This window comes from Streptomyces sp. NPDC051987, assembly GCF_040680735.1.
GTDB lineage: Bacteria > Actinomycetota > Actinomycetes > Streptomycetales > Streptomycetaceae > Streptomyces.
Map to the genome: position 1 here is coordinate 1 of NZ_JBFAXI010000112.1, position 20,440 is coordinate 20,440.

The window sequence follows — 20,440 nt, forward strand, 5'->3', positions numbered from 1 at the left end:
GGCGCTCCCCGCCGCCCCGCAGCCCGCGGCGGTCGCGGGTGGTCTCCCCGCCCCCCCCCCCGCCGCCGCCGCGGCCCGGGGGGGCCCCCCCCCCCCCCCCGCGCGGGCCGGGCCCGGCCCGGTTCCGCCCGCGGCGCGCCACGCCCGCCGGCACCACCGTCCGGCCCACGCGGCGCGGCCCGCTGTCCTACTGGCGGCAGTACCTGGCGATCTCGCCGTTCTACCTGATCTTCGCCGCGTTCTCCTTCTTCCCCGTCTTCTACTCGCTCTACCTGGCCTTCCAGCGCTGGGACGGCATGGGCACCATGCAGTTCGTGGGCCTGCAGCAGTTCCGGTTCCTGTGGGACGACCCGGTCTTCTGGCTGTCGATCCGCAACACCCTGGTGATCTGGGTGCTGTCCACCGTGCCCACCCTCCTGGGCGCCCTGGTGCTGGCCACGCTGCTGCACTCGGTGCGCCGGTTCAAGGGCTTCTACCGCATCGCCCTCTACGTGCCGAACGTCACCTCGATCGTGGCGGTGGCGATCTTCTTCGGCGCGGTGTTCAGCAACAACTTCGGTCTGGTCAACGCGATCCTGGGCACGGTCGGCATCTCGCCGGTGCCCTGGCTGAGCAACCCGTGGCTGATCAAACTGGTCATCGCGCTGCTGATGACCTGGATGTGGACCGGCTACAACATGATCATCTACCTGGCCGGTCTCCAGGCGATCCCGACCTCGATCTACGAGGCGGCGAAGATGGACGGCGCCGGCCCGGTCCGCACCTTCTTCCAGATCACCGTCCCGATCATGCGGCCGATCATCCTGTTCACCGTCATCATCTCGACCATCAACGGCCTGCAGAGCTTCAGCGAACCCCAGGTCCTGTTCGCCAGCAACGCCGCCAACGCGAACCTCGGCGGCCCGGGACAGGCCGGTCTGACCACGCTGCTGTACTTCTACCAGTCGGCCTTCCTCAACAACGACTACGGCTACGGCGCGGCCATCGTGTGGGCCTTCTTCCTGCTGATCATCGTCCTCGTCGCCGTCAACTGGCGCATCACCCAACGAGGGAGGAAGCCGTGACCGCGGCGGACACCACGCGGCCGGTCCCGCGCACGAGGCGGTTGCGCCGCCCCAAGGGCCTGACCGCGCACATCATCCTGATGACGGCCGTCGTGATCTCGGTCTTCCCCTTCCTGTGGACGATCGTCATGGCGACCAACACCACCCAGGACATCTACAAGAGCCCGCCGAAGTTCACCTTCGGCTCGCACCTGCTGGAGAACATCCGGCACGTGCTGAACACCATCGATTTCTTCGGGTCGATGCTCAACACGATCGTCGTCGCGACCGTCACCACCGTCCTGGTGCTGTTCATCGACTCGCTGGCGGCCTTCACCTTCGCCAAGTTCGACTTCCCCGGCCGCAAGCTGCTCTTCGGGACCCTGCTGCTCTTCATGATGCTGCCGCTGCAGCTGGCGATCCTGCCGCAGTTCATCCTGATGTCCAAGATCGGCTGGGTCGGCACGCTCCAGGCGCTGGTACCGCCCGCCCTCGCCAACGCCTTCGGCATCTTCTGGCTGCGCCAGTACATCGAGAACGGCGTGCCCGACGAACTGCTCGACGCCGCCCGCATCGACGGCGCCGGGTTCTTCCGCCAGTACTGGAACATCGCGCTGCCGATGATCAGGCCCGCGCTGTCCTTCCTCGCCATCTACGCCTTCGTCGGTGCCTGGAACGACTACGTCTGGCCGCTCGTCGTGCTCACCAACCCCGACCACGTGACCCTTCAGGTGGAGCTGGCCCAGCTGAACGTCGGCCACACCACCGACTACAGCATGGTCATGGCCGGTGTGCTGATGGCCGCCCTGCCGCTGGTGATCGTCTTCGCCGTCTTCGCCCGCGGCTTCATCGCGGGCGCCACCGAAGGCGCGGTACAGGGCACCTGACCCCGCGTGGGCCGGTCCGGCCCGCGCGCCGCCCGCGCACGACAGAAGGAGGACCCGGTGACCGACGCCGACGCCGAGCGGACGCCAGGAGCGGAGGGTAAGGGGCCCTCCGCCCGCCTGCCGTTCGCCCGGCGCCGTGCCGTGCCCGCCGGGCCGGCCGGCGCCGGGCGCGACCGGGTGCTCGTGGTGGGGATGGACGGGCTGCGCCACGACCGGCTGGCCCGGTCCCCGGCACCCGCCCCCGTCCTGCACGCCCTGATGGCCGCCGGCGCCCACGGCACCAGCCTGCTGCCCTACGGCGAGACGGACGGCCAGGCCGAGGGCGGGCCCACCACCAGCATGGCCTACACCGACTCCGGCCCCGGGTGGTCGAGCGTGCTGACCGGGGTGTGGCCGGACCGCCACGGAGTGACCGGCAACGACTTCCGCGGCGCCGACTACGGCCGTCACCCCGACTTCCTCAGCCGCGCGGCCGCCGCCGGACTGCGCACCGCCGCCGTGGTCTCCTGGCCGGAGCTGGTCCACCGCGGCACGCTCGGCCCCGCCGTCGGCCACCGGATCCACTTCGACGGCGAGCGCGACGGCTACCGGGCCGCGGACGACCTCGTCGCCCGCGCCGCCGTCCGCCGGCTCACCGCGTACGACCCGCACCTGCTGTTCGTCCACTTCGGCGGCACCGACGAGGCCGGTCACGCCACCGGCCCGCTCTCCCCCGCCTACGACGCCGCCCTGCTCGCCCAGGACACCCACCTCGGGCGCCTGCTGGCGGCGATCGACGCCCGGCCCTCGACCGAACGGTGGACGGTCCTGGTCACCACCGACCACGGCCACCTCGATTCCGGCGGCCACGGCGGCGACACCCGTGCCGAACGGGAGGTCTTCGTCGTCGTCGCCGAGCGCGGCACGCCCCGCCCTCCCGGCGGCACCCTGCTCGACGCCCCCCGCCTCATCGACGTCGCCCCCACCGTCCTGGACCGGCTCGGGGTCCCGGTCGACCCCGCCTGGGGCTGGGAGGGACGCGTGCTGCCCAGGCCCGCCACGTCGCCCTCGTCATCCTTCTCACCCGACACGTCACCCTCGTCCGCATGAGAACCGTCCGAAGCGACAACCAGAAAAAGGGAGCCGTCCGCCGATGAACGATCCGTCGATCCCCGGGCCCCGGTCCGCCGATCCCCTGATCGCCCTCCGCCCCTGGGAGGCACCCGAGGTGACCTCCTGGGGCCGGCTCCCCATGAACGCCGTCGACCGGCGCACCGGAGTACTCCCCCTGGACGGCGACTGGCGTTTTCAGTTGCTTCCGGCTCCGGACGCGCCGGTCGGCGGCTCCTGGTCCACGGCGCACGTCCCGGGCGCCTGGACCGTGCAGGGCACCGACGACCTGCCGCAGTACACGAACGTCACCATGCCGTTCCGCGAGTTCCCGCCGCACTCCCCCGCCGCCAACCCGACCGGGGTCTACGAGCGTGAACTGGACGTCCCCGCCGAGTGGGCCGGACGGCGCGTCGTGCTCCAGGTCGGCGCGGCGGAGAGCGTGCTCCTCGTGCACGTCGACGGGCGGCCGGTGGGCACCTCCAAGGACTCCCATCTGGCGGCCGAGTTCGACCTCACCCCGGTCGTCCGGCCCGGTGGGCGGTCGGTGCTCAGGCTCACCGTCGTCAAGTGGTCGGACGCCTCGCACATCGAGGACCAGGACCACTGGTGGCACGGCGGGATCACCCGCTCGGTGCTGCTGTACGCGACCGACCCCTTCCACCTGGCGGACGTGACCGTGCGGGCGCGGCGGGACGGCGAGCTGCGCGTGGACTGCCAGGTGCGCAACGCGGCGGGCGACCGGGCGCTGCCCGCCGGCTGGTACGTCACCGGGGACCTGGACGGCGAACCCCTCGCGCAGGACACCGAGTTCGACCGGCTCAACACCGAGGACGACCGGGTCTCCGACTTCCTCGGCGAGGCCCGCATCCGGGCCACCGTGCCCGAGGTGCGCACCTGGAACGCGGAGCAGCCCGAGCTGTACGGGCTGACCGTGCGGCTGCACCGCGCGGACGGCACGGTCGCCGACACGTCCTCGCACCGCATCGGCTTCCGTGACGTCGAGATCGTCGGCCGGGACCTGCTCGTCAACGGCGAGCGGGTGTTCATCCGGGGCGTCAACCGGCACGACTTCCACCCGCTCACCGGGCGGACGGTGTCGTACGACGACATGCGCGCCGACCTGGTGGTGCTGAAGCGGTTCGGGTTCAACGCGATCCGCACCTCGCACTACCCGAACGACCCGGCCCTGTACGACCTCGCCGACGAACTGGGCTTCTACGTGGTCGACGAGGCGGACATCGAGTCCCACGACCACGCCCACGAGATCGCCGACGACCCGCGCTACCTGAACGCCTTCGTGGACCGGGTCTCCCGGATGGTGCTGCGGGACAAGAACCACCCCTCGGTCATCATCTGGTCGCTGGGCAACGAGTCCGACTACGGCGCCAACCACGACGCGGCGGCCGGCTGGGTGCGGCGGCACGATGCGACCCGGCCGCTCCAGTACGAGGGCGCGGCCAAGCGCGGCTGGGCCGACCCGGACGTGGCCTCCGACATCGCCTGCCCGATGTACGCGCCGCTGGAGGACTGTGTCGCCCACGCCCTGTCCGGCGAGCAGACCAAGCCGCTGATCCAGTGCGAGTACTCGCACGCCATGGGCAACAGCAACGGCACGCTGGCCGACCACTGGGCCGCCATCGAGTCCACTCCGGGTCTTCAGGGCGGGTTCATCTGGGAGTTCTGGGACCACGGAATTCTCCAGCGGGTGAGCGACGGAAGACCGGTCGGGCGCACGGGCGCCGGACTGTATGACAACGGTGTCGCCGCGCCCGGCCACCGCTGGGCGTACGGCGGCGACTTCGGCGAGGCCCTGCACGACGGGGCGTTCGTCGCGGACGGGGTCGTCTTCCCCGACCGCACCCCCAAGCCCGCCCTGTTCGAGCACCGGGAGATCGCGGCACCGGTCCGCATCCGGTGCTTCCGGCACGAGGGCATCGTCCTCGCCAACCACCAGCACTTCCGGGGCGTCGACTGGCTGACCGGCACCTGGGAGCTGGCGCTGGCCGACGGCCGTACCCTGACCGGCCCGGCCGAGCTGCCCGAGCTGTGCCCCGGCGAGACGGCGGCCGTACCGCTGCCGTTCGAGGTGCCGGCGGACGGCGGTGAGGCGTGGCTGACACTGCGGGTGACGGTCGCCGAGGACCAGGCGTGGGCACCGGCCGGTACGGAGATCTGCGCGCCGCAGATCCGGATCCGGGCGGCGGACCCGCTCGGGCCGCCGGTGCCGGCGGGGCCCGCCGTCGAGGTGGACGGCGAGGGGCTGCTGGTCCACCCGCTGCTGACGGCCGCCCCGGCGCTGTCGCTGTGGCGGGCGCCCACCGACAACGACGAACTGGGCGGGATGGCGGGGCGCTGGCGCGCCTGGGGCCTGGACCAGCTGGTGCGCAAGGTGGTCTCGGTGCACCGCGACGGCGAGCGAAGCGCGATGGGGGTCCCCCCGGCCGAAGGCCGGGGGAGGGTGACCGTGCTGGCGGAGTACGCCGGCACGGTCGGGGTCGTGCGGCACCGGCAGGAGTTCACGCCGGTCGAGGGCGGGGTCCGGGTCGACGAGACGGCCGAGCTGCCCGAGGAGTTCGCGGACGTCGCCCGGGTCGGCACGGTCTTCGAGACGGTGGCCGGGCTCGACCTGCTGGAGTGGTTCGGTCAGGGTCCCTGGGAGTCGTACCCCGACCGTGCCGCCGGAGCCCCGGTCGGCCACCACTCGCTGCCCGTCGACGAGTTGTTCACCCCCTACCTGCGGCCCCAGGAGAGCGGCGGCCGGCACGGCGTACGGCGGTTCACGCTGTCGGCGCCGGACGCCACCGGACTCGCGGTCGAACTCGACGGGCCCCGCCAGGTCTCCGTCACCCGCTTCCGCGCCGAGGACCTCACCGCCGTCACGCACCACGACGAACTCGTGCCGCGGGCCGGCTGCGTGGTCCACATCGACGCCGCGCACCGGGGCCTCGGCACCGCGTCGTGCGGTCCCGACACCTTCCCCTCCTACCTCGTCGCACCGGGCGTCCATCGCTGGAGCTGGACCCTGCGCGTGCTCTGAGCCCCGTCCCACGAGACCCGTCCGCCGAGATCCCCCCACGCCCTTCGCCGTCACTTCCGCATCCTCACGGAGCACACGTGTGTACTTCGCATGACCACCCCCAGGGCGAGGCCGCGCAGGCCGGAGCCGGACGCCGCGGCTTCCTCCGGGCGACCGCCCTGCTCGGCGCCGCCGCCACCGCCGGGGTCTCGCTGCCCGCCGTGGCCGAGGCGTCCACGGGCTCCCGCCGGCGCCCCGACCCGGAGAGCCGGCGCTTCACCCTCGCGGTGATGCCCGACACCCAGTACCTCTTCGACGGGCCGAGCATCGACCCGGCGCCGATCGAGGCCTCGCTGCACTACCTGCTGGAGCACGGCGGCGAATCCGACGACAACATCGTCTTCCTGTCCCACCTCGGCGACCTCACCCAGAACGGGGCGGCACAGGAATTCGCCGCGATCGGCGAGGCGTTCGAGATCCTCGACCGGCGTGGGGTCGGCTACAGCGTGCTGGCCGGCAACCACGACATCAGGTCGTCCACGGACGACCAGCGGGGCGCCACGCCCTACCTGGACGCCTTCGGCCCGCAGCGGTTCACGGACAAGCCGACGTTCGGCGGGGCCTCTTCGGACGGCTACAACACCTACCACGTCTTCCGGGCGGCCGGACGCGAGTGGCTGGTCCTGGCGCTGGACTGGCGGCTGTCGGCGAAGGGCTACGCCTGGGCGAAGGACGTCATCGCCGCGCACCCCAAGGCGCCGGTCATCCTCACCACGCACGAACTGGTCGTGGACGACGACGAGTTGTCCGCGTACGGGCAGCAGCTGTGGGACCAGCTGATCGACGAGCACGACCAGATCTTCCTCACCCTCAACGGCCACTACTGGCCGGCCGGCCGCGCGACCCGCAAGAACGCGGCGGGCAACGAGGTGCACCTGCACCTGACGAACTACCAGAACCGGTACTTCGGCGGCGCGGCGATGATCCGCCTCTACCACTTCGACCTGGACCGCGACGTCATCGACGTGGAGACGGTCTCCCCGTGGATCCTCGGCCGGGCCAGGAAGGGCCTGAACGAGCTGGAGCGGCAGGAGATGGAACTGAGCGGCGACGCCGACCGGTTCTCCGTCGACATCGACTTCGCCGACCGCTTCCAGGGCTTCGACCCGGTGCCGGTCCGCCCGGCACGGCCCGCCGCGCACCTGCTGGTCCGGGGCACCGCCGCCTACTGGCGGTTCGACTCGGCGGTCTCCGGCACGGTCCGTGACCTGTCCGGCAACGGCAACGATCTCACCGTGGTCTCGGTGGGCGGCGGCACCCTCGGCTGGTCGGCGGACCACCACCCGGACCAGCCGGGCCACGGCAGCCTGGAGTTCAGCGGCTACAAGTCGCCGCTCAAGGGCGCCTACCTCCAGACGGTCAGCGGCGCGCCGCTCAACTCGGCGACGTTCAAGGACGGTTACACCATCGAGGCGTTCTTCCGGCTGCCCGCCGACTGGGACCCCGACCACCACGCGTGGGCCGGCGTGGTCAGCCGCCGGGGCACCGGCGGAGCCGCCGGCAAGACCGCCGACGACCCGGACGAACCGCTGGCCACGCTGTCGCTGTCCAACGACCGCGAACCGCAGTGGGCGATGCGCCCGCTGAACCAGCAGGGCATCGCCACCAACTGGGGCCAGGAGACGCCCCTGGAGACCTGGACCCATCTCGCCGTCGTCAACGACGGCAGGCACACGACCCTGTACGTCGACGGCTGCCCGGTCGTACGCAACCCGAAGGCCTCCGCGGTGGGCATCGCCTCGGTCGGCGAACCGTGGCTGCTCGGCGGCTACACCTACGCCGACAAGATCGACCAGATCCTGCACGGCCGCCTCGGCGACGTCCGGATCGTCTCCCGGGCGCTGCCCGTCTCCTCCTTCATGACCGCCTGACCCCCGATACGAGGATCATCTTCATGTCCGAGCAGCAGCTGCCCGCCTGGGCCGACCCTGCCGTCTCCCCCGCCGACCTCGACGCCCAGGGCATGTCCAGGCGTGGACTCCTGCGCCGTGCGGGCCTGTTCGGCGCCGCGTTCGCGCTCGGGTCGGCGGCGACCCCCGCCCTCGCCGCGTCCGGCCGGGGCCTGGGCGGCGAGGACCCGCGCCTCGCCTACCTGGTGGGCGACCACCACGTGCACTCCGTGTACAGCCACGACGCCAAGTACACCTTCTCCCAGCAGGCCCAGGCCGCCGCGAGGTACGGCCTGGACTGGATGGTGTTCAACGAGCACTCCAACTTCGGCCACGCCTACTACGGCGCGAAGCTGGAGCACGCGGAGATCCTCAAGGCGCGTGCCGAGAACCCGCGTCAGCTGATCTTCCAGGGCCTGGAGTGGTACATCCCGGCCGCCGAGCACTGCACGGTGTTCGCCGCGCCGGGCCCGCACGAGACCGACCTGCTCACGCAGTTCGAGCTGGCCTACGACGGCAAGCTCCTGGGCTACACCGAGGGGTCGGCGGGCGCGGCGGACACCGCCCGCAACGAGGCGCACGCCGTCAAGGCCATCCAGTGGCTGGCCGAGCAGCGCCGCACCGGCTACGTCGACGACGTCCTCGTCCTCGCCAACCACCCGCTGCGCCTGGGGATCGACTCCCCGCACGAGATCCGCAACTGGCGGGACGCGGCACCCGAGATCATGATCGGGATGGAGGGCGCGCCCGGTGCGCAGGGCGCGGCGATCCCCGGCTGGGGCGGCTCGAACGCGATCCGCGGCGAGTACCAGAACAGCCCGTCGGCGCAGTCGTGGGCGGGCTTCCCGAAGGACGCGTACCTGACCTACGGCGGCTTCGACTGGGCGACCGCGACGGTCGGCGGGCTGTGGGACGCGATGCTGTCCGAGGGCCGGCTCTTCACGATCACCACCAACTCCGACAACCACCGCACGGTCTTCGACACCTGGAAGAACGGCGACTGGCCGCCCGGCCAGAACTTCGACAACACCGGCAGGCTGCCCGACCCGGTGAACACCGACACCGCGCAGCCCGGCAGCGACTTCTGGCCCGGCGAGTTCAGCCGCACCCACGTCGGCGTCACCCGCTACGGCTACCGGGCGGTGATGGCGGGCCTGCGGGCGGGCCGCGTCTGGCTGGACCACGGCCACCTGCTGGACGGCCTGGACGTCCGCCTGAAGCGGGACTGCGACCACGGCAACGGAGTCACCCTCGGCGGCAGACTGCGCGTGCGCAAGGGCGAGCGGATCACCCTGAACGTGACGGTGACGACCGCGTCCCGGGCCAACGCCCAGGGGATCCTGCCCCAGTTGGCGCATGTCGACGTGATCCGGGGCGCGGTGCGCGGCCCGGTCGCCGACCGCGACGGCTGGCAGGCCCCGGACACCAGGGTCGTGCAGTCGAAGGACGTGTCGGACCGCAAGGGCACCTACACCCTGCGCCTCCCGCTCACCGCGGGCGACGAGTCCTTCTACGTCCGCCTGCGCGGCAGCGACGGCAAGCGGGGCGGAGCAGGCTACCTGGGCGCGGCGATCGACCCGCACGGTCCGGTCCCGCACACGCCGGGCGACGGCGACCCGTGGGCGGACACGTGGTTCTACTCGAACCCGATCTTCGTCGACGTGGTGAACTGAGCTGAGAGCAGCGCCCCCGAAGGGGCGCTGGGGGTACCCCCGGCCGAAGGCTGGGGGAGGAACTGCGCGCCCAGCCCCCACGGTCCGCAGTTCCCCCACCACCTCAGCCCGGCAGTCGGCGTCCGGGCGCAGCCCTACGCGTAGAAGCGCGACAGGCTGGACAGCACCGCCGCCGGCTTGGCACCGCCGTCGATCTCGATCGTCCCGTCGACGGTGATCTGCACCCCGCCCGGCACGTCCTCGACCTCCGCCAGCCTGGCGACCAGCCGGATGCGGGAGCCCACCTTCACCGGCGCGGGGAAACGCACCTTGTTCAGGCCGTAGTTGACCTTCGTGGTGACCCCCTGGACGTCCAGCAGCTCGGTGAACAGGGGGATGAACAGCGACAGGGTGAGGTAGCCGTGGGCGATCGGCGCGCCGAAGGGGCCCGCGGCCGCCCGCTCGGGGTCGACGTGGATCCACTGGTGGTCGCCGGTCGCGTCGGCGAAGGTGTCGATGCGGTCCTGGGTGACCTCGATCCACTCGCTGGTGCCCAGGTCGCTGCCCGCGAGCTTCTTCAGTTCGGCGAGGCCGTTGACGGTGACGGTCATGTGGCTGTCCTCAATCGGTGGGTCGGGGAATCAGGAGTCGGCGCCGTAGCGCTTGCGCACGCGGGACTTGAGGAGCTTTCCGGAGGCGGTGCGCGGGAGTTCGTCGGCGAGCACCACCGACTTGGGGAGCTTGTACTTGGCGAGCCGGCCGGCGAGCGAGGCCAGCACCTCGTCGGGGTCGAGGACCGCGCCCTCGCGGGGCACCACGACCGCGCGGGGCACCTCGCCCCACTTGTCGTCCGGCACGCCGATCACCGCGCACTCGGCGATGCCGGGGTGGGCGAGGAGCAGGTCCTCGATCTCGGCGGGGTAGACGTTCTCGCCCCCGGAGATGATCATGTCCTTGAGCCGGTCGACGATGAAGACGTAGCCGTCCTCGTCGACCCGGGCCGCGTCCCCGCTGCGGAACCAGCCGTCCGCGAAGGAGGCCGCGGTCTCCTCGGGCAACCCCCAGTAGCCGGGCATGACATGGGGTCCGCGGACGATGACCTCGCCGGTCTCACCGACGTCGACCGGGGTCAGGTCGGGCCGGACGACCCGTACGTCGCTGAAGAAGTGCGGCACGCCGGCCGAGCCCGCCTTGCGGACGGCGTGCTCGGCGTCGAGGAAGAGGGTGCCGGGCGAGGCCTCCGTCATGCCGTAGCCCTGGAGGAACGTCAGGCCCCGCTCCTGGTACGCCGCGATCAGGGCTGTCGGGACCGGGGAGCCGCCGCAGGTCAGGATGCGCAGCGAGGACAGGTCCGCGTCGCCCCAGCGCGGATGCCTGGCCACCTGCTCATACATCGTCGGGACGCCGAACATGAAGGTGATCCGGTGCTGTTCGATCAGGTCGAGGGTCGCGGCCGGGTCGAAGGCCTCGACCAGGACGCAGGCGCCGCCCTTGAGCAGGACCGGCAGGGCGAGCATGTTGAGGCCCGCCGTGTGGAACAACGGGGCCGAGACGAGGGCGACCTCGTCGGCGATCAGGTCGGTGTCGACCAGGACGTTGAGCGCGTTCCAGGTGAGGTTGGCGTGCGTGAGCATCGCGCCCTTGGGGCGGCCGGTCGTCCCCGAGGTGTACATGATGATGCAGGTGTCGTCGGGGAGGACCGGTTCGTCGATCGGGTCCTCGGCCGCCGCGGCCAGCAGCTCCTCGTACTCGGCGCCCACTTCGACGTAGGTCCGGACGTCACTGGTGCCGGGCAGCCCCGCGACCAGGCCGGCGTGCGAGGGGCCGTAGAGGAGTGCCTTGGCGCCGGAGTCGGCGAGCTGGTAGGCGATCTCGGGGCCCGCCAGGCGGGTGTTGAGCGGGACGAAGACGGCGCCGAGGGTGCCGACCGCGAACAGGGTCTCCAGGTAGGCGGGATGGTTGGGGCCGAGATAGGCGACGCGGTCGCCGCGCCGGATGCCCCGGTCCCGCAGGGCGTGGGCCAGGCGGGTGGTGCGGGTGTACAGGGTGCGGTAGTCGGCCGACCGCCCGCCGGACACCAGAGCCGTGCGGTGCGGGGTCTTGCGGGCCCGGCGTGCGGGCCACGAACCCAGTCCCTCGTTGCGCATCTGTGGTCCCCTACGGCTTGGTCAGCCCGAGCAGGCGGGCGGCGTTCTCCTTGAGGATCTTCGGCCGGACCTCGTCCTTGATCGGCAGCTTCGCGAAGTCGGCGAGCCACCGGTCGGGGGTGAGGACGGGGAAGTCGGAGCCGAAGAGGACCTTGTCCTTCAGCAGCGTGTTCGCGTACTGCACCAGCTGCGGCGGGAAGTACTTCGGCGACCAGCCGGACAGGTCGATGTGCACGCCCGGCTTGTGCGTGGCGACGGCGAGGGCCTCGTCCTGCCAGGGGAAGGACGGGTGCGCCAGGATGATCTTCAGGTGCGGGAAGTCGGCCGCCACGTCGTCCACGTGGAGCGGGTTGGAGTACTTCAGGCGGATGCCGCCCCCGCCGGGGACACCGGCGCCGATGCCGGTCTGGCCGGTGTGGAAGAGGGCGATGGTGCCCGTCTCCTCGATCACCTCGTAGAGGCCGTAGGCCACCGCTCGGTCGTTCGGGAAGAAGCCCTGGATGCTGGGGTGGAACTTGAAGCCCTTCACCCCGTACTCCTCCACCAGGCGGCGGGCCTGCCTGATGCCGGCCTTGCCGCGGAAGGGGTCGACGGACGCGAAGGGGATGAGCACGTCCGCGTTGGCGGCGGCGGCCTCGGCGACCTCCTCGTTGGGGACGGGCGGGGTGCCGGTCGCGGACTCGGCGTCCACCGTGAAGATCACGGCGGCCATGTTCCGCTCCCGGTAGTAGGCGGCCGTCTCCTCGATGGTCGGCTTCCGCTTGCCCTCGACCTTGAAGTAGGCGGCGGAGGCGTCGTGCAGGTCGTCGTCGAGGGAGGCGTGGCCCTTGGAGGAGACCTCGGCGTGCGTGTGCACGTCGATGGCCGTCAGCGATGCGAGGTCCATCACGCCTCCGGGAGCTTGGGCGCCGGGATGCCGACCGTCTGGAGTTCGGCGCCGACCGAGACGGCGAAGGTGGCGGCCAGGGTTTCGGGGGTCCAGCCGCCGTCGGCGTACGCCGTCCGGACCTCCTGCGGATGCGACCAGAGTGCCACCTTGTCGCCGCCGATGCCGATGGCCTGGCCGGTGATCGAGCGGGCGGCCTCGGAGGCCAGGAAGGGGACGAGGGCCGCGCAGTCCTCGGGGGTGCCGAAGCCCTCGCCCTTGCGGAGGAAGTCCGGCAGCGGCGCGCCGTTGCGCATGGCCTCGACGTACGGGGCGAAGGCGGGGATGGTCTCGGTCATCGCGGTGGCGGCGACCGGGACGATCGCGTTGACGGTGATGCCGGCCCGGCCCAGCTCCATCGACCAGGTGCGGGCCATGGCGGCGATGCCTGCCTTGGCCGCGGCGTAGTTGGTCTGGCCGAAGTTGCCGCGCTGGCCGGCCGGGGAGCCGACCAGGATCAGGGTGCCGCCCTCGCCCTGTTCGCGCATCCGGACGGCGGCGGCGCGGGCGCAGGTGAAGGTGCCCTTGAGGTGGGTGGTGACGACCGCGTCGAAGTCGTCGTCGGTCATCTTCCACAGCACCTTGTCGCGCAGGATGCCCGCGTTGGTGACCAGGACGTCGAGGCGGCCGAACTCCTGGACGGCCCGGTTCACCAGCCGGTCAGCGGCCTCCGCGGTGCCGACCGGGACCACCTCGGCGACGGCGGTGCCACCGGCGGCGACGATGGACTTCACGGCCTCCTCGGCGACGGTCTCGTCCACGTCGTTGACGACCACCGAGGCGCCGTGGGCGGCGAGTGCGTGGGCGTAGGCGAGGCCGAGGCCCCGGCCACTGCCGGTGACGACGGCGGCCTTGCCGGTGAGATCGATGGTGGGCACGGTCGGTCCCTTCACAGACGACGGTGGCGGCCTTCGAGGGCCGCCTGCGGCTTCGAGATCGAAGCTAAGAGCAATAATTGTTGACGTCAATAGTTGTTGTCGTCCCACGGGGTGCCTCATGCTGGAATCGGTGCGACAGACCGCCCCGCCGCCGGGGCCCGTAGCAGGGAGACCGCCATCACCCGCCAGCACACCGAGAACCCGACCACGATCGACGCGGACGAGCCGTGGATGCGCGGGCTGCACGCGGACACGGGTTACCTGCTGTACCGCCTGGGCCTGCGCTCGGGTCAGCTCTTCAACACCTTCCTCCAGGAGTCGGGGCTACGGCTGCGTCACTACGCGGTGCTGCGGTTCCTCGCCACCTCGGAGGGCTCGCTCCAGCGGGAGCTGAGCACCCGGCTCGGCTACGACCCGAGCGCGATCGTCGGCCTGGTCGACGACCTGGAGAAGCTGGGCTTCGCCGAGCGGCGCCCCTCGCCCGACGACCGCCGCAGCCGGATCGTCGTCCTGACCGACACCGGCCGGACGTTCCTGCGGGACACCGACGAGGCGGGCCGGCGGGTGACGAACGACCTGCTGGGGCCGCTCGACGCGGCCGAGCGGGCGACGTTGCAGGCCCTGCTGCTGCGCGTCGCCGACCAGCCATGACCACCGTCGCCCGCTCGGCGTCCGAGCGGCTGCTCGCGGTCCTGGCCGCCTTCGACCACGAGCACCCGGCGCTGAGCCTGTCCGCCATCAGCCGCCGGGCCGGGCTCTCCCTGACCACCGCGCACCGGCTGGTCGGGGCGCTCACCGCGTGGGGCGCGCTGGAACGGGACGCGGACGGCGACTACCACGTGGGGCTGCGGCTCTGGGAGCTGGCCGCGCTGGCGCCCCGCGGTCTGGCGCTGCGCCAGGTCGCGCTGCCGTACCTGGAGGACCTGTACGAGGCGACCCACGAGAACGTGCAGCTGGCGGTCCGGGACGGCTCCGAGGTCGTCTACATCGAGTGGCTGTCGGGGCGTTCGGCGGTGGGCGTGCACATCCGGGTGGGCGCCCGCTGGCCGCTGCACGCGACCGGGGTGGGGCTCGCGCTGCTCGCGCACGAGACGCCCGGCTTCCAGCAGGAGTACTGCGCGGGCCCGTTGGCCTCCTTCACGCCCTGCACCGTCACGGATCCGGCCCGGTTGCGCCGCTCACTGGCCGAAGTGCGGCGTACCGGCGTGGCGGTGAGCAGCCGTCAGGTCACCGACGACGCACTGTCGGTGGCGGCTCCGGTGCGCGGGGCGTCGGGCCAGGTGGTGGCCGCGGTCTCGGTGGTGGTGCCCGAGACCGAGGCGCAGGTGCCGGTGCTGGTGCCGGCGGTGCGGCTGGCGGCCCGCGGGATATCACGGGCGCTGGGCTGGCAGCCGGACCCGACGGCGGGCGCGGCCGGGTAGCGTGGCCGTGTGACGGCGAGCGAGGTGTACCGGGAGCTGGGCGAGGCCGCCTGGGCGTGGGTGCTGGGGCAGGTTCGGGAGGACGAGGGTCCCTGGCTGCCGGAGTCGGTACCGGCGGACGACCCCGGGGTGCTCGCGCCCGACAAGGACCGGGACTCGCTGTACGCGGGCATCGCGGGCCTCGCCCCGGTGCTGGCGGAGATCGCCCGGCACCGGCCCCTGAGCGGGCCCGAACAGGCCCTGGCGGCCGGGATCGTCGGCCGCCTGTCGGCGCAGGCACCCGTCGTGACCGAACCCTCGCTCTACCTCGGCCTGGCCGGCCATGCCACGGCGCTGCGGCTCCTCGCGCCGGGCAGCGAGGCGGTCGCGCTGCGGCGGCTGGCCGAGCTCGCGACGCCCGAGGGCTGGCGGACCGCCACCGGCTTCCTGCCGGACTCCGACGCTCCCCTCAGCGACATCGTCATGGGCGTCGCGGGCGTGGTCATGACGGCGGTCTGGGCGGGCGGCGAGCACGCGGAGCAGATCGCGACCACCGGCGGCGAGGCCCTGCTGCGGATGGCGGACCGCACCGAGGCCGGCCTGGACTGGGGGATCTCGCCGACCATGGAGTCGCGGATGCCGAACTACTCGCACGGCGCCGCCGGGGTGGGCGCCGCCCTCGCGGTGGCGGGCGCGGCGGTGCGGCGTGCGGACTTCGTCGCGGCCGCCGTGGACGCGGCCCGCCATGTGCTGTCCATGGGCTCGCTCGCGGACGGCGGCTTCGTCGTCCCGCACACCATCCCGCCGTCGAGACGGGAGGTGGAACCGGTGACGTACACCTGGTGCCACGGCCCGGCGGGCACCTCGCACCTGTTCACGGCACTGGCGCTGGCCGGTGTCGACGAGGTGGCGGGGCACGGCGTCGACGAGCTGCGGCAGCGCTGCCTGACCTCGATCCTCGACTCGGGGCTCCCGGAGCGCCTGCGTCCCGGGTTCTGGGACAACGACGGCCGCTGCTGCGGCACCGCGGGCGTCGGGGACGTCCTGCTGGACGCGGCCCAGGACCACGCGGGGACGCCGCGGGCGGACACCCTGGTGCACGCCGCACTGCGGATGGGCGACGCGCTCGTCCAGCGGGCGGTCAGGGACGCCGCGGGCGCCCGCTGGCGCTTCGTGGAGTACCGCATCGAGACCCCGCTGCTGCCGCCGGGCACCTCGTGGATGCAGGGCGCGGCGGGCATCGCGGCCTATCTGCTGCGGCTCGCCCGCTACCTCGACACCGGTCCGGACGCGCCGGTGGTGGACCGCCCGGACCAGTGGTGGTCGGTACCGGCGCGGGTGCGCGTCACACGGCCGTCGTAGCGGGCCTTCGCTGCGGTCTCGCGCCACGCGCCACGCCGCCGGTCGGCGCACCGCGGCTCCTCCCCCGCTCCTCATCGGAATCTCAGCGGGCAGCCCCGTGATTCAAAGGAACCACCCAGACCACCGGCGCAGGATGCCCTGACACAGGTCGACAGGGCAGGAAGGCGTGGCGTGGGCGTCCAGCACATATCGAACGGGTCCGGACGGCAGTCGGGGACGTGGTGCCGGCGCGGGATCCTGGCCGCGCTCGGCGCGGTGCCCGCGGGGGCCGCGCTGGCCGGATGCGGTTCCTCCGCGGACGCCTCGGCCGGCACCGACGGCAAGAGTGCCACCGCCTCCGTGAAGTCCGCGGCCAGGAAGGCCACGATCACGGTCACGCCCGCCTCCGGCACCAGGAAAGCCGAGTTCACCAGCCCCGTCGAGGTCACGGTGACCGACGGCACGCTCGCCTCGGTGACCGTCGCGGGCAACGACGGGTCGACACTGGCGGGCGGCTTCAACGACGCGAGGACGAAGTGGACGTCGGCGCGGAACCCGTACTCCGGCACGAAGTACACGGTGACGGCGAAGGCGCGGGGCGCGAGCGACGAGACGGTGGCCACCTTCACCACCAGGTCCCCCGGCGAGACGTTCATCGGCTACTTCACGCCCGAGGCGGACTCCACGTCCGGTGTCGGCATGCCCGTGTCGATCAACTTCACGCACGCGGTCAGGGACCGGGCGGCGGTGCAGAAGGCGATCACCGTGACCGCCGAGCCCGCGGTCGAGATCGTCGGGCACTGGTTCGGCGACACCCGGCTCGACTTCCGCCCCGAGACGTACTGGGCCAAGGGCACCACGATCACGCTGAGCCTGAGGCTGAAGGACGTGGCGGGCGCGGACGGCGTCTACGGCGTCCAGTCCAAGGACGTCACCTTCCACATCGGCCGCGCGCAGATCTCCACCGTCGACCTGTCGACCAAGCGGATGGTCGTGCGGCGGGACGGCGCGACCCTGGCCACCTACCCGGTCTCCGGCGGGGACGCCCAGCACACCACCTGGTCCGGGATCATGGTGATCAGCGAGCGGTTCGAGCAGACCCGGATGGAGTCCTCCACGGTCGGCCTCGGCGACGAGTACGACATCCCCGACGTGCCGCACGCCCAGCGGCTGACCACCTCCGGCACCTTCGTGCACGGCAACTACTGGGCGGCCACCTCGGTCTTCGGCCACGAGAACACCAGCCACGGCTGTGTCGGCCTGCACGACGCCAAGGGGGCGGGCGACACCTCGGTCGACGGCTACACGTTCTACGAGAGCTCGATGCTCGGGGACGTGGTGATCGTCAAGAACTCCGGCGAGAGGACCGTCGAGCCCTCCAACGGGCTGAACGGCTGGAACCTGTCCTGGGCGGACTGGAAGGCCGGCAGCGCGGTCTAGCGAGCGCCCGGCTTCACAGCGTGAACTCCCTTGAGAAACAAGGAGATTCTTTGTTTTAACTCTTGACGGCCGCAGGCACGGAGAGCACATTGGGCCCACTTTGAGAGCGCTCTCAATCGTCTCGGCCGCTCCTGGCGCTCTCGGAGGCACACCCGCGCACCCCACTTCCGTACCCGAGAGGCACCCCCATGAGCGAAACCTCCGGCATACCCCCCGCGGACCACGGACGGCGGCGCACGCTGCGGCGCACCCTGCTGGCCGCGCTCGCCACCATGGGCCTGGCGGTCGCGGCCGCCACGACCGCCACCCTGCCCGCCAGCGCCTCGGCCCCCTCCGTCCCGTCCGGCTGGAGCCAGGTCTTCCTCGACGACTTCAACGGCTCGGCCGGCACCGGCGTGAACACCTCCAACTGGCTTTACGACACCGGGACTTCGTATCCGGGCGGCGCCGCCAACTGGGGCACCGGCGAGGTCGAGACGATGACGAACAGCACCAGCAACGTCGCCCTCGACGGCAGCGGGGACCTGAAGATCACCCCGCTGCGCGACTCGGCCGGCAACTGGACCTCGGGCCGGATCGAGACCAACCGCACCGACTTCCAGCCCCCGGCCGGCGGCAAGCTGCGCGTCGAGGCCCGCATCCAGATGCCGAACGTCACGGGCAACGCGGCCCTCGGCTACTGGCCGGCCTTCTGGATGCTGGGCGCCCCCTACCGGGGCAACTACCAGAACTGGCCGGGCGTCGGCGAGCTGGACATCATGGAGAACGTCAACGGCATCAACAAGACGTGGGCGACCATGCACTGCGGCACCAACCCCGGCGGCCCCTGCAACGAGACGACGGGCCTGGGCAATTCGACCGCCTGCCCCAACACCACCTGTCAGTCCGGCTTCCACACCTACACGATGGAGTGGGACCGCTCGGTGAGCCCCGAGGCGATCCGCTTCTACGTCGACGGCGTCAACTACCAGACCGTGACGGCGAACCAGGTCGACGCGACCACCTGGGCCAACGCCACGAACCACGGCTTCTTCGTCATCCTGAACGTGGCGATGGGCGGCGGCTTCCCGGCCGCGTTCGGCGGCGGCCCGACCTCCGCCACCGAGTCCGGCCACCCGATGCTCGTGGACTACGTCCAGGTGCTGTCGCAGAGTGGGAGCGGTACCACGCCTCCGCCCACCGGCAACCGTGACGCGTACAGCGCCATCCAGGCAGAGTCCTACGACAGCCAGTCCGGGGTCACCACCGAGACCACCACGGACACCGGCGGCGGCCAGGACATCGGGTACGTCGCCAACGGCGACTGGGCGCTCTACAAGGGCGTCGACTTCGGTTCCGCGGCGGCCACCCAGTTCTACGCGAGGGTGGCGAGCGGCGCGGCCTCCGGGGTGAGCGGCCTGGTCCAGGTGCGTCTGGACAGTCCCTCGAACGCTCCCGTCGGCAGCTTCGCGGTCGCCAACACCGGCGGCTGGCAGACCTGGACGACGGTCCCGGCCAACATCAGCCCGGTGACGGGCACCCACGACGTCTACCTGACCTTCAGCAGCGGCCAGCCGGCGGACTTCGTGAACGTGAACTGGTTCGACTTCGGTCACTGACACGTGAGTCGGGCACGCGGCGCCGGAGGGGACCGCCCCCTCCGGCGCCGTCGCCGTGTCAGCGCAGCTCCGCCCGGAACGCCACCGGGGTCTGTCCGGTGTGCAGCTGGAAGAACTTGGAGAAGTTCGCCGCGTCCGGGAAGCCGACCGCCGCGCCGACCCGGCCGATCGGCAGGTCCGTGTGGGCGAGGAGGCGCTTGGCCTCCAGGACGACCCGCTTGTCGATGAATCCCTTCGGGGTCTCGCCGGTCGCGGCGCGCACCGCGCGGACCAGGGTGCGGCGGGAGTAACCGAGCGCGTCCGCGTAGGCGCTGACGCTGTGGTTGGCGGCGAAGTCCTTCTCCACCGCGTCCCGGAAGAGGGTGAAGGTGGTGTCGGCCTGGCGGCGGGCGGCCTCCGCCGAACTGGCCGCGAGGTGGGCGAGGCGCAGGAGAAACGCCGTCAGGGAGTGCCGCAGCACCGAGGTGTGCAGGCTCAGCGGGAGGGTTGCGGTGTCCTCGTACTCGCGTTGCAGGTGGGCGAGCGACGCCCGGAGCGCGGCGAGCTGCGGGGCGTCGGGGCGGAGCAGCGGCGGCAGGTCGTAGCGGTAGAGGCCGGTCGCCTCGACGACGGCCCGCGGCAGGAAGCCGGGCTGCATGGTCAGGACGGTTCCGCGGTACTCGCAGGTCCGCGAGAAGCGGTGCACCTGGCCCGGCCGGATCCACAGCAGGTCGCCGGCCCCGGCCTCGTACTCGGCGAAGTCGATCATGTGGCGGACCGGGCCCTCGGTGAAGAGCATCACGACGTGGAAGTCGATGCGGTGAACGCGCTCCAGCGGGGCATCGGCATGCCAGCGGCGTTCGGTCCCCATCGGGCCGACCTGGATGCCGACACCGCCGACACTCAGATCCACCGGGAAGGGGAAGGTCCTGATTCCGTCACCGTCGCCCGCACCGCCGGGCGTTCTGTCCGTCATGTCCTGCTCGCGCCGTCCCTGTCGAAGATCCGTGTCCCACTTTCACCACAGGCTGACACACTCCGACCTTCCCTCTCAAAAGTCAGACTTTTACTTTTGAACGCGTCAGGCCAGCCA

The 20,440-nt window shown here is 71.9% G+C and carries 16 protein-coding genes; 11 read left to right on the plus strand and 5 right to left on the minus strand.

All coding sequences use genetic code 11. The features are described 5' to 3' along the window. The first annotated feature begins 182 nt into the window (after window positions 1-182). The 6 genes from AB0M11_RS36110 (at window position 183) to AB0M11_RS36135 (ending at window position 9,660) form a co-directional block, all read left to right on the plus strand. The gene (locus tag AB0M11_RS36110; protein ID WP_365712420.1) at window positions 183-1,064 is read left to right on the plus strand and encodes a sugar ABC transporter permease; all 882 of its coding nucleotides are present in this window, start codon (window positions 183-185) and stop codon (window positions 1,062-1,064) included. Beyond that, window positions 1,061-1,930: a carbohydrate ABC transporter permease gene (locus AB0M11_RS36115; protein ID WP_365712400.1), complete on the plus strand. Its 870-nt coding sequence runs from the start codon at window positions 1,061-1,063 to the stop codon at window positions 1,928-1,930. The genes AB0M11_RS36110 and AB0M11_RS36115 overlap by 4 nt, the downstream gene beginning before the upstream one ends. Window positions 1,931-2,071: 141 nt before the next feature. Next, on the plus strand, window positions 2,072-3,019 hold the full coding sequence (locus AB0M11_RS36120) for an alkaline phosphatase family protein (RefSeq protein WP_365712421.1): 948 nt from the start codon (window positions 2,072-2,074) through the stop codon (window positions 3,017-3,019). Between the two features lie 43 nt (window positions 3,020-3,062). Further along, on the plus strand, window positions 3,063-6,059 hold the full coding sequence (locus tag AB0M11_RS36125) for a glycoside hydrolase family 2 TIM barrel-domain containing protein (protein WP_365712401.1): 2,997 nt from the start codon (window positions 3,063-3,065) through the stop codon (window positions 6,057-6,059). 77 nt (window positions 6,060-6,136) lie between these two features. Next, a complete protein-coding gene (locus tag AB0M11_RS36130; RefSeq protein WP_365712402.1) occupies window positions 6,137-7,969 on the plus strand; it encodes a LamG-like jellyroll fold domain-containing protein in 1,833 nt (610 codons plus the stop codon). Between the two features lie 23 nt (window positions 7,970-7,992). Continuing rightward, a complete protein-coding gene (locus tag AB0M11_RS36135; RefSeq protein ID WP_365712403.1) occupies window positions 7,993-9,660 on the plus strand; it encodes a histidinol-phosphatase in 1,668 nt (555 codons plus the stop codon). A gap of 134 nt (window positions 9,661-9,794) precedes the next feature. Here AB0M11_RS36135 and AB0M11_RS36140 read toward each other — a convergent pair whose 3' ends face one another. The 4 genes from AB0M11_RS36140 to AB0M11_RS36155 are packed head-to-tail and all read right to left on the minus strand — an operon-like array spanning window position 9,795 to window position 13,589. Further along, complete coding sequence (locus AB0M11_RS36140) at window positions 9,795-10,250, minus strand: MaoC family dehydratase (protein WP_365712404.1); 456 nt, start codon at window positions 10,248-10,250, stop codon at window positions 9,795-9,797. Window positions 10,251-10,280: 30 nt separating this feature from the next. Then, a complete protein-coding gene (locus tag AB0M11_RS36145) occupies window positions 10,281-11,786 on the minus strand; it encodes a long-chain fatty acid--CoA ligase (RefSeq protein WP_365712405.1) in 1,506 nt (501 codons plus the stop codon). A gap of 10 nt (window positions 11,787-11,796) precedes the next feature. Beyond that, a complete protein-coding gene (locus AB0M11_RS36150) occupies window positions 11,797-12,672 on the minus strand; it encodes an amidohydrolase family protein (RefSeq protein WP_365712406.1) in 876 nt (291 codons plus the stop codon). Continuing rightward, window positions 12,672-13,589, minus strand: coding sequence for an SDR family oxidoreductase (locus AB0M11_RS36155; RefSeq protein WP_365712407.1), 918 nt, complete (start codon window positions 13,587-13,589; stop codon window positions 12,672-12,674). Before AB0M11_RS36155 ends, AB0M11_RS36150 begins: the two co-directional genes overlap by 1 nt. Before the next feature lie 231 nt (window positions 13,590-13,820). On the opposite strand from AB0M11_RS36155, the gene AB0M11_RS36160 reads away from it, so the two are divergent. From AB0M11_RS36160 to AB0M11_RS36180, 5 genes are all read left to right on the plus strand, one after another. Beyond that, window positions 13,821-14,240 carry a MarR family transcriptional regulator gene (locus tag AB0M11_RS36160; protein WP_365712422.1) on the plus strand — a complete coding sequence of 140 codons (420 nt, stop codon included), beginning with the start codon at window positions 13,821-13,823 and terminating at the stop codon, window positions 14,238-14,240. Continuing rightward, entirely contained in the window at window positions 14,237-15,010 is a 774-nt protein-coding gene (locus AB0M11_RS36165; protein ID WP_365712408.1) for an IclR family transcriptional regulator, read from the plus strand. The genes AB0M11_RS36160 and AB0M11_RS36165 overlap by 4 nt, the downstream gene beginning before the upstream one ends. A gap of 9 nt (window positions 15,011-15,019) precedes the next feature. After that, window positions 15,020-16,351: a lanthionine synthetase LanC family protein gene (locus AB0M11_RS36170; protein ID WP_365712409.1), complete on the plus strand. Its 1,332-nt coding sequence runs from the start codon at window positions 15,020-15,022 to the stop codon at window positions 16,349-16,351. Window positions 16,352-16,522: 171 nt separating this feature from the next. Continuing rightward, complete coding sequence (locus tag AB0M11_RS36175) at window positions 16,523-17,770, plus strand: Ig-like domain-containing protein (protein ID WP_365712410.1); 1,248 nt, start codon at window positions 16,523-16,525, stop codon at window positions 17,768-17,770. A 188-nt stretch (window positions 17,771-17,958) separates the two neighbouring features. Continuing rightward, window positions 17,959-19,368: a glycoside hydrolase family 16 protein gene (locus AB0M11_RS36180; protein ID WP_365712411.1), complete on the plus strand. Its 1,410-nt coding sequence runs from the start codon at window positions 17,959-17,961 to the stop codon at window positions 19,366-19,368. 58 nt (window positions 19,369-19,426) lie between these two features. Here AB0M11_RS36180 and AB0M11_RS36185 read toward each other — a convergent pair whose 3' ends face one another. Continuing rightward, window positions 19,427-20,323, minus strand: coding sequence for an AraC family transcriptional regulator (locus AB0M11_RS36185; protein ID WP_365712412.1), 897 nt, complete (start codon window positions 20,321-20,323; stop codon window positions 19,427-19,429). Between the last annotated feature and the right edge of the window lie 117 nt (window positions 20,324-20,440).